Here is a 14,147-nt window from a genome sequence, read left to right on the forward strand (position 1 = left end):
TTGTCGTTAAGTGAACTGTATTTGAGTTTAAGCCGAGATTGGCTGTTGTTTAAGCAATTGCCGGATTGCCAGATTGGGATGTCGCGTCGCTAAATCAAAAGCACTGCATTGTTCTCGATTTAATAGGTGGGTATTTGCATGATGGTGAATTAATACCTGAGATACGTGCACATACCCCTGCTCAATGGCCTTGTGAAGCGCCGTGTTTCCTTCGGCATCTTGGGTGTTGAGCGCAACGCCAGCGTCCATCAATTGCATTAAAGCATCGCGCTGCCCACGTGCTGCGGCTTGGATGAGTGGGGTTTTTCCTGTGTGGCTACTGAGGTCGGCGTTGGCGCCATGCTCGAGTAAAAGGCGAATGACTTCAGCGTGGCCATTGGCGGCCGCCCAGTGAATTGCGGTATAGCCGCCGCTATCGGCAAGATCGGTTTGGGCTTGATTGGCCAGTAGCAGGCCAACACAGGCCAGATGGCCAAACGATGAGGCCCAAATTAATGGTGTCTTTTGATGGTGATCTCGCGCGTCGATTTTCATGCCGGCTTTTAAAAACAGCACTAGCTTTAACGTCTCGCCGCGCTCAGCCGCCGCAAAGAAGCTCTCTAAATTAAAGGCAACGCCACAGGCATTTAAATGGTCGCGTGCTTGTTTGACATGCTCCCAAACGTCTGGCGCTGCTGAGTCGCTAAACCCTTGTTTTTTTTGCTCGCAGGCTTGAATTAGGCGAAAGATTTCCGAAATTACCACGGCTGAAAAACCTTGCCGATTGCCGCGTTGATCAATGAGCAAAGAGCGCAAATAGTCTTCAAATTCATCGCTGCCCGATGCCGCAGCAATCAAGTCGTGTAAATGCGGATGTAGTTGCGCCAAATGATGCGGGTAGTCTGACTCTTGCCCATTGAGTAAATCAAGCAGTTGCGGGTTCACAGCGTATTTCCATTAAGCGAGCAGGTCACGATGTTTATGGCGAAACAAACCCGATATTTTAACGGTTTCAGCGCCAATCGTCACAAAATACATCTGGATTGATGCGGTATTGGCTGGGTATTTGTGGCCGAGCTAATTACCCAAGGAGGGATTGATGTGTTGTGAGGGGAGTTGTGGGGTTAAGCAATGTGGATTGCCGTAAATACAATAGCCGTTACGGCCTGAGCGTTTAACTTGGTACATGGCTTGATCGGCTTTATTGATGAGCATATTGCTGCTAGTGCCATGCTGTGGTGCTAGTGCGATGCCGATGCTGGCACCGACACGATCATAGAGATTGTTGCCGATTTCGATCGGCCGATTAATGCTGTCAATCAGTGCTTGCACCATGACGCTCAGTTGAGCCGTGGCTTCAAAATAAGCCACGATCATGAATTCATCACCACCTAAACGAGCAATTAAATCTTCCTCGCGGGTAAAGTGCTGCTTCATGCGGCTAGCGCTTTCTTGTAGCACTTTATCACCGGCTTCATGCCCATAGGTGTCATTAATGTATTTGAAACGGTCTAAATCAATCATAAAAATCGCCAACTGATTTTTACTCGCAATAGTGTTGCTGAGTAAATGCGCTAAGATTTTTTCGCTGGAATGTCGATTGTGCAAACCAGTAAGGTGGTCATAGTCGGCGCTGCGCCGCATTTGTTCTTCGCGTTTTTTTCGGTCGCTAATGTCATAAATGACGCATTGGTAGTGCGGAATGTGTTCTTCGTTATAACTGGCTGAGATAATCACATGCAGCCATTCATTGCAGGTTTGCAAATCATTGGTCGTGGCTTGATTGCGCTCGAGGCTAGCGTATATTTGCCCCCACAGACGATAGGGTTGGGCAAATAATCGATCAATCCACTGCCCACTTTGCTGTGCTTGGGCATAAATGCTTTCGCCAAGAAGTTTAGCAAACGCTGGATTGGCCAAGATGAGCCGTCCGGATTCATCCAGTAGGCCAATGCCGACATTGGCACTTTCAAAAATCCCCCTAAATTGCTGCTCAAGCTTACTAATTTGCAAGCGTAAATCGCGCTCAGCATGAATGACGTCGCTCACCATATTGAGCAGATAGTTAATGTGTTGGGTTAATTGAGTGAGTTCATCATAGGATTTATCGTTTAACTTGGGTAATCGATCATCGGTAGCGGGTTGTATCGTTTGTAATCGACTCGATAGCTGGGTAAGTGGCCGACTGAGTTTAAAAAAAACGACAATATAGACCACTAAACCGATTAATAAAGACAGAATAAATAAGGAAATTGCCGTGTCGATTGACCGAGTTTTGGCTCGGATGTTCATTTCTGAAGTATTGATCTCTAAGGTTAAATAACCGGCGATATCGCGCTCATCTAGTGGCTCATATAGCGGTAGTTTTAATTCGGTATCGTTGGGTTTTTTTTCCGGCGCTGATCAGTAAATGATTGTGGCCATTGATTGTGGCATGACGAATTAGTGGATTGAGAATCAGACTATTCACCACATCATTGGCAATTTGTTGGTTGCCGCTAAAAGCGGCAACGGCAGCGGTTTTTTCCACCGCTGCCATCAGGTTCTTGATGTCTAAATAGCTGCGTTTGATTTCACCCGTGTAATTGAGTTGATACACAATAAATGAAGAAATGGATGCCACTAAAATCGCACACAGTGCGATGGTCACTGAAAGTTTGTAATGAATGGTTTGCCGAAAAGCCATGTTTGTTCTTATTCCAGTTTTAGAACGACTTTTACCCCACTATTGCTGGGCAAGGAATTGGCCTCGATAAATCCGATTTGATCTTGATTGAGGCTAATGCTTTTAATGACCGAAGTCTGATCAGCCAACCGGCGTGGCGGTTTTTGTTGACCGGCAAATTGCAGTCTAGCCCAATATGCATCAATTTTAACTAAAGGTTTGCCAGTGAGCGCAAAGTAAAAAAACGGCGTCGCAATTCATCTGAATTGATTTCTATGGGCTGTAATGGCGTGTTGTTGCCCAGTAGTCGGCCTAAATAGACGTCACTGACTTGTTGTGGGGTTAAGGTTGAAACGTTACTTTGCTGATTGGTGATCACCCAAAGTTCGGCGTTGGCTGAATTTATACACAGGGCCATTAGTGTGATGAGTAGGCTGTTTTTTCATGATGTCGGCCTAAAATAAACCGTCAAATGAAAGACTAAATACATTGGCTTTTAACGGGCCCGGCAGATTGTTGCCATAATCCCATAAACCTTTGCCACCATCGGCGGCGTGAATTCGATCATATTGAAATTTGAGTGCCATTCTGGGGTGAAAATCCCAGCGAATACCAATCGAGTAGGTCCTTTGATCGGTGTATAAGCTGGTCAAAAATTGGTTGACGCCACCCGCTAAAGCTTGGCTTGCTGCAGCCAACGGCGGAGGTAATGGGCCTTGAGGTAATGGCGCACGATAAGGCGCGTTTTTTCGATTTGGCTTGACTGAGCGTGATATAGGGTTGAAAAGCATCAATGCGATAGGCCGCGCTGATGTATGCCCCTTGCATATCGCCATAAATCGCAGTTTCTGATTGCACACGCCCCCACTCGCCTTGAAACCACCAAGGGCCATTGTCATAGTTGGCACCCAGTAATAAAAATTTGAGGCGACCCTCAATTTTTATATCTTTCTGGATTTGCGTCGCACTAGGCCAAAATGGGCTGAGTTGAGCGAGCCCATTTGAAAGCAAGTCGGCGCCAGGCACCTTGCCTTGTAAATTCATTTGTCCGATTGAGGAGCGTAGATGAAAATGTTCGTCACTCCATTCAAGTGAAGCGCTGGCTAAATCATTGGCATGAACTCGAAAGTCTCCCACAGCACTGCGTAATGTTGAGCTAATTCGACCCATATTTCCTTTGAGTCGGATTTCTCCGTCACCGAATTGCTGGCGATATTGAATGTCGGCGCCGTTGTATTGAAAAAACGGGATTAAGCCATAAAAATCTTGCACTGGCCGCACCCAGGGGTAGGTGTAACCCACGTCTCGAAAATCGGACAACATAAACATATCCACACTGAGTCGTCCTGCACGGATGCTCCAATTTTCATTGGGCCGATAACGCAAAAATGCCCAGTCAACGGCGTCACCATTGGCATAGTCAACCCCTTCGCGCGCCGTTACTTGTAAGGCTGCACTCCATTGTGGCGTAAAATCGGCAAGTAGTTGTACGCCGGCGCGACTATCCGTCGTTGCTGAGGTTTGGCGGTGATTGGTTCTTGATTGAGAAAGGTCGCGTATATAGCTAGTTTGGCTGTCGTTGTGGTTAATCCCTAGGGAATAAAAACCACTTACACTTAAGATCTCCGCCGAGTTGAGGTCTGTTTCGTCAAGATTGAGGTCGGGCTGATTTTCTTCTGCACTCGCCGTGGCGGTACATAATATAAAACAACTGAGATAAATGAGAGTTTTCACAACTCAGCCTTTGTGATTGAGTTTTACGCTACTCTCAATTTGGCTGATGAAGTGCTTGTTTTCAAGGTAAGTTAATATTTGTTTTGGCGACAGTAATTGTTGGCCATAAAAAACCGGCGTTCAAAACGCCGGTTTTTACATGCTCTTGCCAAGGCAAGGCGGGGATTACATACCCATGCCGCCCATACCACCCATGCCGCCCATATCAGGCATGCTTGGAGCGTCGTCTTTTGGCAATTCAGCAATCATGCAGTCAGTGGTCAACAACAAGCCTGCCACAGAAGCGGCGTGTTGCAAGGCTGAACGCGTGACTTTAGCTGGATCGAGTACACCCATTTCAACCATGTCGCCGTATTCGCCAGTGGCTGCGTTGTAACCGAAGTTACCTTTGCCTTCCAATACTTTAGCCACTACAACGCTAGGCTCGTCGCCAGCGTTTTGTACGATTTGACGCAATGGCGCTTCGATGGCACGTAGAACGATTTTAATCCCTGCGTCTTGATCAGCGTTTGAGCCTTTCAATTCAGTGATGGTAGAGCGTGCGCGGAGCAATGCCACGCCACCGCCAGCCACGATGCCTTCTTCAACCGCAGCGCGAGTAGCATGCAATGCATCTTCTACGCGGGCTTTCTTCTCTTTCATTTCCATTTCAGTGGCTGCGCCAACCTTGATGACCGCAACACCGCCAGCCAATTTGGCCACGCGCTCTTGCAGTTTTTCACGGTCGTAGTCGCTGGTTGAAGCTTCAACTTGTTGGCGAATCGTCGCAACACGCGCTTTGATTGAATCTTCAGAACCTGCACCGTCGATGATGGTGGTGTTTTCTTTACCCACTTCGATGCGTTTAGCTTGGCCGAGCATCGACAATTCAGCTTTTTCTAGCGTCAAGCCCACTTCTTCTGCAATCACAGTACCGCCAGTCAAGATCGCGATGTCTCTTCTAGCATGGCTTTACGACGGTCACCAAAGCCAGGGGCTTTAACGGCAACAGTTTTCAAGATGCCACGGATGTTATTCACCACCAAGGTCGCCAATGCTTCGCCATCAACGTCTTCAGCGACGATCAACAATGGACGGCCCGCTTTAGCTACGCCTTCCAAGATCGGCAGCAAGTCACGGATGTTGCTGATTTTTTTGTCGAACAACAACACGAATGGGTTGTCGAGCAAAGCGATTTGTTTTTCTGGGTTGTTGATGAAGTACGGGCTCAAGTAGCCACGATCAAACTGCATACCTTCAACCACGTCCAATTCATCTTCCAAGCCTGAGCCGTCTTCAACGGTGATCACGCCTTCTTTACCGACTTTTTCCATTGCAGCAGCGATTTTTTTCGCCGATGATTTCGTCAGAGTTCGCCGAGATCGAGCCAACTTGGGCGATTTCTTTGCTCGTGGTGCATGGTTTAGCGATGTTTTTGAGTTCAGCGACCAAAGTGATTACCGCTTTGTCGATACCGCGCTTCAAATCCATTGGGTTCATGCCGGCAGCAACGTATTTCATGCCTTCTTGCACGATGGCTTGTGCCAATACGGTTGCAGTCGTGGTGCCGTCACCGGCGATGTCTGAAGTTTTAGAAGCAACTTCTTTCACCATTTGTGCGCCCATGTTTTCGAATTTGTCTTTCAATTCGATTTCTTTGGCAACAGAAACACCGTCTTTGGTGATGGTTGGTGCGCCGTATGAACGCTCAAGCACCACGTTACGGCCTTTAGGGCCCAAAGTCACTTTAACGGCATTGGCCAATACATTCACACCAGCAACCATTTTTGCGCGAGCGCTATCGCCAAACATTACTTCTTTTGCAGCCATTTTTAAATTCTCCAATATCAAATCATGTAGGGTGGGTTAGCCTTGGATTTTTAAGGCGTAACCCACCAAGCTCAAGGGCTTAAATCTAAAAATTATTCAACAATCGCGAAGATTTCTTCTTCGCGAACAACGATGAGTTCTTCGCCATCGATTTTTACGCTTTGTGCGTATTTGCCGAGCAATACTTTGTCGCCAACTTTAACTGTCAGCGCTTGAACGCTACCGTTTTCCAATACTTTGCCAGCACCTACAGCAACCACTTCACCCATGTCTGGTTTTTCAGCGGCGCTACCAGCGAGCAAAATGCCTGATGCAGTTTTAGCTTCAGCTTCAACACGTTTGATGACCACACGGTCGTGCAATGGACGAATTTTCATCATGGGTTTAAAACTCCTGAGTATTGAACAGTCGTTAGAGGTATAAATTTGTTTGTACAAGCAGGTGTTTAGCACTCTACTTGCCTGAGTGCTAAATGGTAGGGGCGAGGCGGTTCTTTTTCAAGAGCTGGCGCGGTTTTTTTTATTGGGTAACGCTGAGCAGCGCGCTATTGGGGGTATGGGGCTGAGCCATAAAAAAATCAATGCAAAGCATGCTATACGTTAAGTCGTTTTCCATTCAAAATGGCGCATTGTTTTTCAGTTGAAATGCCAAATGCTCGGCACTTTGGTCAAATTAAGGATGCTGTGAATGAAACTGGGTTTCAAAATTGCGCTCTCTGCGGTACTGATCGGTGCGGCCGCGCTAGTGTTTAATGCTTTTAGCGCAGCAGAAAAAATGCCGCTCAAGCAGACGATGACCACCATGGCGGGTAAGCCGATACAAATTGCCGATTATCAAGGCAAGGTGGTGCTGGTTAATTTTTGGGCCACCAGCTGCACCGGCTGTATGGCCGAGATGCCGGGATTAGTCGCCGCGCAAAATAAATTGGGTAAAGACAAGTTAGTCACCATCGCGGTGGCGATGAGCTATGACAACCCGACGTATATTCAAAATTATTTGGCCAAAACGCCACTGCCTTTTGAAATGGTGTACGACCAAAGTGGCGAAATTGCGCGTGCTTTTGGTGAGGTGCAATTAACCCCTACGTCGTTTTTACTCGACCCGAAAGGGCGCTTGATTAAAAAAATCGTCGGGGAGCTTAGTGAGCAGCAATTGATTGATATCGTCAATCAGGCGCATGGCGCCTAGTTGGCCGAGTGGTGCGAGATGTAAAAAAATGGCGCGAAGTTCGCGCCATTTTTATGGCGATCAAACGTCAACAGATTAGGCAATGTGCAGATTACGAGTTGATGGTGGTTAGAGTATCGCGGCATTCCCTCTCCCTTGATGGGAGAGGGTTAGGGTGAGGGTGATACAACGAAGTGCATTTTAAGCTCAACACCCCCATCCCAGCCTTCCCCCATCAAGGGGGAAGGGGCTACAGTCGATCTATTCAAACGCGTGCAATTAAAAATATCAACACTCAATCCAAAAAAAAACCCAGACCATTGGGTATCTTGATCTAATCTTTTTTCAATATAGCTTAGCGAGCAATACCTGCCTCAATTGCTTGGCTGACGCGGGCGAGATCGGCCTCTTCAATATGCCAGTGCGTCACCAAGCGCATTGCGCCGTGCTCCGGTGGATTGGCTTTTAATATTGGCATTGGCCAAGCTTTGCATCAGCTTGTCGACATCAATCTCGCGGCTAAAGTTAAACCACACCATATTGATTTGCACCGAATCCAGATCGATGACAATGCCGTCAATTTTGGCCAATTGCGCGGCTAATAATTTGGCGTGGCGATGATCGTCCGCTAGGCGCTCAGTCATTGCATTGAGTGCCAATAAACCGGGTGCGGCCAATACGCCAACTTGGCGCATGCCACCGCCGAGCAATTTGCGTTTTTTTGCGCGCTTTGGCAATCAGCGCATGGCTGCCGGCCAAAATCGAGCCGACCGGCGCGGCCAAGCCTTTGCTTAGGCAACACATCACGCTATCGCAATACTGGGTGATGGCTTTGACATCCACTTGTAAAGCGCTGGCGGCATTAAATACCCGCGCGCCATCTAAATGCACCGGCACGCCTTCGGTTTGCGCCACTTGCCAAATTTGTTGCATGGTCTCTAGCGCAATCACCCTGCCATTGGAGTGGGCATTTTCGACGCAAATTAAGGCGGTTTTGGGTTCGTGAATATCCACGCCATGGCGGATTTTTTTTGCGGATTTTTTCGGCATTCATCGTCCCTAAGTCGCTGTCGATGGTTCTAAGCTGCACGCCACTAATTAAGGCGGCACCGCCAACTTCATGCCAAACAATATGACTATCGTCGCCAACAATGACTTCGTCGCCCGGTTGGCAGTAACTCAAAATCGCCAATTGATTGCCAAAAGTGCCGGTCGGGACAAATAAGGCCGCTTCTTTGCCGAGGCGCTCGGCTGCGGCTGTTTCGAGGGCGATGACCGTTGGGTCGTCGCCATACACGTCGTCACCGACAATGGCCTCGGCCATGGCGGTGCGCATGGCGGCAGTCGGGTGGGTGACGGTATCGCTGCGTAAGTCGAGTATTTTCATCAGAAAAGGCCAGTGTGAAACAAAAGAGTGCCTCAGTCTAAAGTTCGCCGCGCCGTGGCGTCAATCATTCTAACGATGCTTTGGGGGCTGAATAATTACATTTGCTGAGGGTCTGTTGACGTTGGGCTGGCCAACCGCGTGCGCGCCGATTGTGGCTTGAGGCGAGGAACGATAGGTAGGGGGCTGTTCGTTGCGGGGCATACGCGGAGTAACGATTTGGGTTCACTGCTTGCGCCACCAAAGCAAATCGACCTCGTGGTGGGGCCATGTCAACAGCCTTAAGGCGGGGCAGGGGTGATGCTGTTAAAATAGCGAAATTGAAAATTTAGGTTTTGTTATGACTGAGCAAACGCTTCCCCAGCATGCCAATCAAGCGTTATTAGATCGCAGTTTGGCGGCGGTTTGGCATCCGTGCACCCAAATGAAACGCCATGAAACTTTGCCACTGATTCCAATCGCCCGTGGCGATGGTGTTTGGCTGTATGACGCCGATGGCACACGTTATCTGGATGCGGTATCGAGTTGGTGGGTGAATTTATTTGGTCATAATCAACCGCAAATTAAAGCGGCGATTACGCAGCAAATGGATCAGCTTGAGCATGTGATGCTGGCGGGCTTTACCCATGAGCCGGTGGTGGCGTTGTCCGAGCAATTGGCCGCGTTGACCGGTTTGGGCCATGCTTTTTACGGCTCGGATGGCGCGTCGGCCACCGAAATTGCGCTCAAAATGACGGCGCATTATTGGCGTAATTTAGGATTGCCCGCCAAAAACCGTTTTGTGTATTTGCAAGACAGCTACCACGGCGAAACGATGGGTGCATTATCGGTGACCGATGTGCCGATTTTTCGCCAAGCCTACTCGCCCTTGGTACGCGAGAATTTTGCCGTGCAAAGCCCAGATGCTCGGCAAGCTCAGCCCGGCCAAACTGCACGCGACGTGGCCTTGTGGGCGATTGAAGACTTAGCCCGCGTGTTGGCCGCGCATCATCACGAGATTGCCGCCTTGATTGTTGAGCCTTTGATTCAAGGCGCAGCGGGCATGGCGATGTACGATCCGATCTATTTACAACAAGCGCGCGCAATTGTGCGATCAGTATCAGGTGTTATTGATTGCCGATGAAATCGCCGTTGGCTTTGGCCGTACCGGGACCATGTTTGCTTGCGAGCAGGCGCAGATTAAGCCAGATTTAATTTGTCTTTCCAAAGGCATTACTGGGGGGTATTTACCGCTAGCTGCTGTTTTATGTAGTGATGCAGTCTATACTGCCTTTTATGCTGATGAAACAGCCAAAGCTTTTTTGCACTCGCATTCGTATACCGGCAACCCCTTGGCTTGCGCTGCCGCGCTGGCGACGTTGGCGATTTTTCGCGATCAAGACGTGATTGCACAAAATCAGCGTAAGGCCGCCGAGTTTAATCGCATTTTTGCACCACTGGCCGCGCATCCACGTGTTCGGCATTGGCGAAATTGTGGCATGATTTGGGCTTTCGAAATTGCTGACGCTCCGGCGCAATTTGCCACGCTTTGCTTTACTGAAGCCTTAAAAGAAGGCTTGTTATTGCGACCGATTGGTCATACGGTTTATTTTATGCCGCCGTATATTATGACGGCAGAAGACGCTCAATTTCTGCTAGCTGGCACGCTCAAAGCCTTGGCGCGCTGCTGCTAATCACCGAGCTTACTGTTTATGCCGTTATTTCTGACTTTACCTGATTTTGACCCTAAATTGGCGCGCTCTGTGCAAACCAATCCGCAGCAGCTGCGGCAATGGCTGATTGCTTTTGCCGTTGGCAATGTGCAAGAAGCTGGACGAATGCTGCTCGATGCTTTGTCGACATTAAATCGCATTCAGTTAGAGCCCGAAGAGCGGGTTAAATTACTGCAAGAATATCAAAATTCTTTGGAAATGCTGACTGGGGCTTTTGAGTCGGCCTATGCCTCTCCCGGTTTGCCAATGAAAGATTCGGCGCGGCAAGCGGCGCAGCTGGCGCTGAATTTGTGGTGTGAAATTGCTTTGGGTTGGAAGCTGGCGTTAATGGATAAAGTGGAAAAAAAATTCACTTTTTTCACTTCGTCCAAAATGCTGCTGCCGGTGCTACTGCAAGCGGTGATGTATAGCTTTTGGCGGGTTTACCAGGTATGCAGCCGGCTGTTTCAACCGATGCCCAGCGGCATGTGGGCCGAGATTCATCAGGTATTTCGCTACGCGGCGGAAAATCGCTTTTTAGATGAGCGCAAAACCGATAATCCCAAAGAAAAATCTGCCCGACCGCTTGCTACTTTATATAAGCAAATTTTATTGCTGGCCTTGGCCGATCCGCAGCGATTTTCTGGCGCTGAGCTGGATAAAATCATTGAAATCATCGACGGCTATGCGATGTATGCGCACTTTCAACCGGTGAGTAAATTAAATTCCAGCGCCGGGTTTTTCTTGGTCGAGTTAGAGCTGGATCAGCCGCCGCATTTTGTGGGCAATCGCTCGCTCGAGCAATTGCCCGGCCAGTCGATTTTGATTGATACCATTGAGTTGGCCAAAAAACTGCATAAAGCCGAAATGAATGTCGAAGCCAAAGTGCCGCTGGCCAATGATAGGCAAAAAGTACAAATGTGGTTAGAAATCCTGCGGCGGGTAATTCGGCAATGGAGTATTTCGCCGCAGCGACTGTATCAACGGATTCCTGCGCAAAGTTTGGTTGAAGTGGCGCTGGGTTTTCAGGCCACCGTACAGCAATTGAATGATGGCTTGCCGCTGAGCGCGGATAACACGGCCGACGTTGCCGAGCAATTGGCAGTGATCGGTGATTTAGAGCGCCGCGTGATGCCGTGGCAAGTGGTGAATGAAAGCCCCGGCGGATATGCCATCTTGGCGCGCGATTTGCCGACTGAGTTGGCTAAACCCGGTGAAGTGGTGGCGATTCGGGCCAATGGCGGCCAGAGCTGGATGGTGGCGTCGATTCGCTGGTTGCAACAACGCCATGACGGGGCGACCGAAATGGGCTTGCAAGTAATGAGCGCCAAGGCGCAACCGGTCTTGATGCGGCCAATGCAAAGTGGCGCAGTCAATCAAGTGGCGATTTTGCTGCCTGCTATTGCGGTGCTGCAGCAAGCACAACGCATTGTTGCGATTAAGGGCAGCTATACCCCGCTGCGTGAATTTATGCTGCTCACCGCAGAGGGCGTCAGCATTAAAATTCGCAGCGCCAAATTGATCGAGCAGCAGATGGGGTATGACTTATTTGAATATACCAGTGCTTGATTGGGGCGATGTTCAGATTACGTGTGGAGGGTGATACAACGAAGTGCATTTTAAGCTCAACACCCCCATCCCAACCTTCCCCCATCAAGGGGGAAGGCGCTGCAGTCGATCTACTCAAGCACTGCTGATCTAAGCGATCAACAAATTTGAACAAAGCCAAAATAATGGCAATGTTTAGATTTGGTCTTGATGCTGTGCCGCGCTCGTCGGGCAGGGGCTTAAAAACCCGTCTAAGCGCACCGAGTGAGGAGAGAGACAAACGGTTTTATCGTTTGGCTCACGACAATCGAGGGCACAGCGGAGCTGGGCGCGCTCGGGTCGCCTTTCTTTCCCCCTCTTTCTTTGGCGAGTCAAAGAAAAGAGGGGCCGCCACTGACTGCGACTGTAAAACAATGTGCCGCAGGCACTTAAAACCATCAACACCAAATCTGAGTATTGCCCAAATAATCAATGTATATCGATACAGACTATGATTATTTTGGCTTGGAACTAGATACCCTCAGTATCTTTGTCTGCCATTTTGGCTCTGGGGTGGGCTTTGTCGTAGCTTTCGGCTAAATGCTGGAAGTCTAAATGCGTGTAAACCTGCGTGGTGGCGATGCTGGCGTGGCCAAGTAATTCTTGCACGGCACGCAAATCACTCGACGATTGCAATAAATGGCTGGCGCAGCTGTGGCGCAGTTTGTGCGGGTAGAGTGGCTCAGTCAGGCCGAGTTTTTCTTGCCACTGTCTGAGTCGTAATTGCACCGCGCGCGGTGTGAGCGGCGTGCCTTTATTGCTAACAAAAACGGTTTGCGCATTCGGATGAGCCAATTGCGTGCGAATCAATAGCCAGCGGCGAATGGCTTCGAGCGCCATTTTACCGATTGGCACCAGCCGCGTTTTATTGCCTTTACCGGTCACGGTAGCCATGCCATGCAATAGATCGAGCTCAATCAGTTTGAGTGACACCAACTCACTCACCCGTAAACCCGATGAATACGCGAGTTCAAAAATAGCTTTGTCGCGTGAGGCCAGTTGGTCTTCATCGGGCATGTGCTCTAAAAACCCCACCACATCATCGACATTCATCGCTGATGGCAAGGCTGGGCGATGCTTGGGCGCTTTAACGCCTTCAATTGGATTACTCGACCAATGAAAGTCGCGGCACATCAGCCGGTAAAAAGCGCGCCACGCCGATAAGGTGCGGGCAATAGATCGCCCCGACAAACCGCGACTGGCCAATTGCCGCACAAACCCGCGCACATCTAACGGGCTGAGCGAGGCTAAATCGCGCGCGCCAACACTATCGGCCAATAGCTGTAAATCATGCTGGTAGGCTTGGTGCGTATGGGCGCTGGCGGCTTTTTCGCCGTGTAAATAGCGAAAAAAATGCGCGAAATGTGATGCCGTTTCGGGGTGTTGCTGCGCTATGCTCGTCGGGTGGCGAATCGGTTTCAAGTCAGTTCGGCCTCGACTTCGGCGGCGATCACGGTGTCGCTATGGTTCAGTATGGCTTGTGCCGGAACCACGCGGCGAATCACGGCGGAAACCAATTCGGCTAAACGTTGTAAGTACAGCGTGCCCATTTCTGGATAAAAGCGCTCAGAATCAGGGCTGGCCAACACCAAAATCCCAAACGGCAACTCGCCAGTGCGCAGCGCGCATTGGGCAAAGGATTTCAGATCGCCCGTTTCCAGCGCAAACCAATTTAACACATCATCGGTCACGTACGGCCCGCAATAGGGGCTGTTTAGATTGTCGACCAGTTTGTGAATGCTGTCCTCGACTGGGGTAAATTCGAGTAGATTTGATTCAATATTGGGCAGCCATAAGCGCAGTGCTAAATGTGGCACCGCAAAGCGGGCTTTGAGGTGGTATTCCAAAGTACCGATAATGCTCGGCAAGTCTTCGGCTTTCATTAAATCGACGGTGAGCTGGTGCAACATATCCGAGATATGGTCGTTTTCGATACCAAATTGCAGCAATTCACCTAGGCGCGCTTCGAGTAAGCGATTTTTATCGCGCAATGTGAGTAATTGTCGCTCAGCCAATGAAACGGCCTGACCGCGATGGTGGTGCGGGACATAGATTTCGGCTAAAGCGTCGGCAAACTCATCAAAAAAAGCGGGTTTTGTTGTAACCACTGTACGACTTCATTGGCTTGCAT

The 14,147-nt window shown here is 49.4% G+C and carries 14 protein-coding genes and 2 pseudogenes; 4 read left to right on the top strand and 12 right to left on the bottom strand.

Annotated elements, in window-relative coordinates:
* Window positions 1–27 precede the first annotated feature (27 nt).
* The 7 genes and pseudogenes from GKO28_RS20350 to GKO28_RS14925 form a co-directional block, all read right to left on the bottom strand.
* Window positions 28–924 (bottom strand): ankyrin repeat domain-containing protein, encoded by an 897-nt coding sequence (locus GKO28_RS20350; RefSeq protein WP_182076867.1) that lies wholly within the window; start codon window positions 922–924, stop codon window positions 28–30.
* A gap of 132 nt (window positions 925–1,056) precedes the next feature.
* Window positions 1,057–2,271, bottom strand: a complete 1,215-nt coding sequence (locus GKO28_RS14905; RefSeq protein ID WP_182076869.1) for a sensor domain-containing diguanylate cyclase — start codon at window positions 2,269–2,271, stop codon at window positions 1,057–1,059.
* A gap of 58 nt (window positions 2,272–2,329) precedes the next feature.
* Window positions 2,330–2,665, bottom strand: a complete 336-nt coding sequence (locus GKO28_RS14910) for a hypothetical protein (protein WP_182076871.1) — start codon at window positions 2,663–2,665, stop codon at window positions 2,330–2,332.
* A gap of 434 nt (window positions 2,666–3,099) precedes the next feature.
* Entirely contained in the window at window positions 3,100–3,231 is a 132-nt protein-coding gene (locus GKO28_RS21735) for a hypothetical protein (RefSeq protein ID WP_282099325.1), read from the bottom strand.
* Window positions 3,209–4,378 carry a hypothetical protein gene (locus GKO28_RS14915; protein ID WP_182076872.1) on the bottom strand — a complete coding sequence of 390 codons (1,170 nt, stop codon included), beginning with the start codon at window positions 4,376–4,378 and terminating at the stop codon, window positions 3,209–3,211. The genes GKO28_RS21735 and GKO28_RS14915 overlap by 23 nt, the downstream gene beginning before the upstream one ends.
* A 165-nt stretch (window positions 4,379–4,543) precedes the next feature.
* Window positions 4,544–6,187: pseudogene (gene groL / locus GKO28_RS14920) on the bottom strand (chaperonin GroEL).
* Window positions 6,188–6,279: 92 nt separating this feature from the next.
* Entirely contained in the window at window positions 6,280–6,564 is a 285-nt protein-coding gene (locus tag GKO28_RS14925) for a co-chaperone GroES (protein ID WP_173531806.1), read from the bottom strand.
* A gap of 310 nt (window positions 6,565–6,874) precedes the next feature.
* On the opposite strand from GKO28_RS14925, the gene GKO28_RS14930 reads away from it, so the two are divergent.
* Window positions 6,875–7,375: a TlpA disulfide reductase family protein gene (locus tag GKO28_RS14930; RefSeq protein WP_182076874.1), complete on the top strand. Its 501-nt coding sequence runs from the start codon at window positions 6,875–6,877 to the stop codon at window positions 7,373–7,375.
* A 389-nt stretch (window positions 7,376–7,764) separates the two neighbouring features.
* Here the strand turns inward: GKO28_RS14930 and GKO28_RS20355 are convergent, their stop codons facing one another.
* From GKO28_RS20355 to GKO28_RS20365, 3 genes and pseudogenes are all read right to left on the bottom strand, one after another.
* A complete protein-coding gene (locus GKO28_RS20355) occupies window positions 7,765–8,049 on the bottom strand; it encodes a beta-eliminating lyase-related protein (RefSeq protein WP_247646578.1) in 285 nt (94 codons plus the stop codon).
* Window positions 7,991–8,404 (bottom strand): beta-eliminating lyase-related protein, encoded by a 414-nt coding sequence (locus tag GKO28_RS20360; RefSeq protein WP_247646579.1) that lies wholly within the window; start codon window positions 8,402–8,404, stop codon window positions 7,991–7,993. The genes GKO28_RS20355 and GKO28_RS20360 overlap by 59 nt, the downstream gene beginning before the upstream one ends.
* A pseudogene (locus GKO28_RS20365) lies at window positions 8,394–8,741 on the bottom strand (low specificity L-threonine aldolase); the annotation flags it as partial. The gene GKO28_RS20360 and the pseudogene GKO28_RS20365, both read right to left, overlap by 11 nt.
* Window positions 8,742–9,078: 337 nt before the next feature.
* Between GKO28_RS20365 and GKO28_RS21740 the strand changes: the two are divergent.
* Genes GKO28_RS21740 through GKO28_RS14945 form a run of 3 tightly spaced genes read left to right on the top strand, consistent with a single transcriptional unit; the run spans window position 9,079 to window position 11,998 of the window.
* Window positions 9,079–9,861 (top strand): aminotransferase class III-fold pyridoxal phosphate-dependent enzyme, encoded by a 783-nt coding sequence (locus tag GKO28_RS21740; protein WP_282099327.1) that lies wholly within the window; start codon window positions 9,079–9,081, stop codon window positions 9,859–9,861.
* Window positions 9,824–10,411, top strand: coding sequence for an aminotransferase class III-fold pyridoxal phosphate-dependent enzyme (locus GKO28_RS21745; RefSeq protein WP_282099329.1), 588 nt, complete (start codon window positions 9,824–9,826; stop codon window positions 10,409–10,411). Before GKO28_RS21740 ends, GKO28_RS21745 begins: the two co-directional genes overlap by 38 nt.
* A gap of 18 nt (window positions 10,412–10,429) precedes the next feature.
* Window positions 10,430–11,998, top strand: coding sequence for a hypothetical protein (locus GKO28_RS14945; protein ID WP_182076875.1), 1,569 nt, complete (start codon window positions 10,430–10,432; stop codon window positions 11,996–11,998).
* Window positions 11,999–12,487: 489 nt separating this feature from the next.
* On the opposite strand, the gene GKO28_RS14950 is transcribed toward GKO28_RS14945, so the two are convergent.
* Window positions 12,488–13,438: a tyrosine recombinase XerC gene (locus GKO28_RS14950; protein ID WP_203564189.1), complete on the bottom strand. Its 951-nt coding sequence runs from the start codon at window positions 13,436–13,438 to the stop codon at window positions 12,488–12,490.
* Window positions 13,435–14,124 (bottom strand): DUF484 family protein, encoded by a 690-nt coding sequence (locus tag GKO28_RS14955; RefSeq protein ID WP_182076876.1) that lies wholly within the window; start codon window positions 14,122–14,124, stop codon window positions 13,435–13,437. The genes GKO28_RS14950 and GKO28_RS14955 overlap by 4 nt, the downstream gene beginning before the upstream one ends.
* Window positions 14,125–14,147: the final 23 nt, after the last annotated feature.

The organism is Deefgea sp. CFH1-16, assembly GCF_016881365.1.
Lineage (GTDB): Bacteria > Pseudomonadota > Gammaproteobacteria > Burkholderiales > Chitinibacteraceae > Deefgea.

Bases quoted from the DNA above. Each gene is read 5' to 3' on its own strand.
- GKO28_RS14905 (WP_182076869.1), bottom strand. From the start codon at position 2,271: ATGAACATCCGAGCCAAAACTCGGTCAATCGACACGGCAATTTCCTTA.
- GKO28_RS14910 (WP_182076871.1), bottom strand. From the start codon at position 2,665: ATGGCTTTTCGGCAAACCATTCATTACAAACTTTCAGTGACCATCGCA.
- GKO28_RS21735 (WP_282099325.1), bottom strand. From the start codon at position 3,231: ATGGCACTCAAATTTCAATATGATCGAATTCACGCCGCCGATGGTGGC.
- GKO28_RS14925 (WP_173531806.1), bottom strand. From the start codon at position 6,564: ATGAAAATTCGTCCATTGCACGACCGTGTGGTCATCAAACGTGTTGAA.
- GKO28_RS14930 (WP_182076874.1), top strand. From the start codon at position 6,875: ATGAAACTGGGTTTCAAAATTGCGCTCTCTGCGGTACTGATCGGTGCG.
- GKO28_RS20355 (WP_247646578.1), bottom strand. From the start codon at position 8,049: ATGCGCCAAGTTGGCGTATTGGCCGCACCCGGTTTATTGGCACTCAAT.
- GKO28_RS20360 (WP_247646579.1), bottom strand. From the start codon at position 8,404: ATGCCGAAAAAATCCGCAAAAAAAATCCGCCATGGCGTGGATATTCAC.
- GKO28_RS21740 (WP_282099327.1), top strand. From the start codon at position 9,079: ATGACTGAGCAAACGCTTCCCCAGCATGCCAATCAAGCGTTATTAGAT.
- GKO28_RS14945 (WP_182076875.1), top strand. From the start codon at position 10,430: ATGCCGTTATTTCTGACTTTACCTGATTTTGACCCTAAATTGGCGCGC.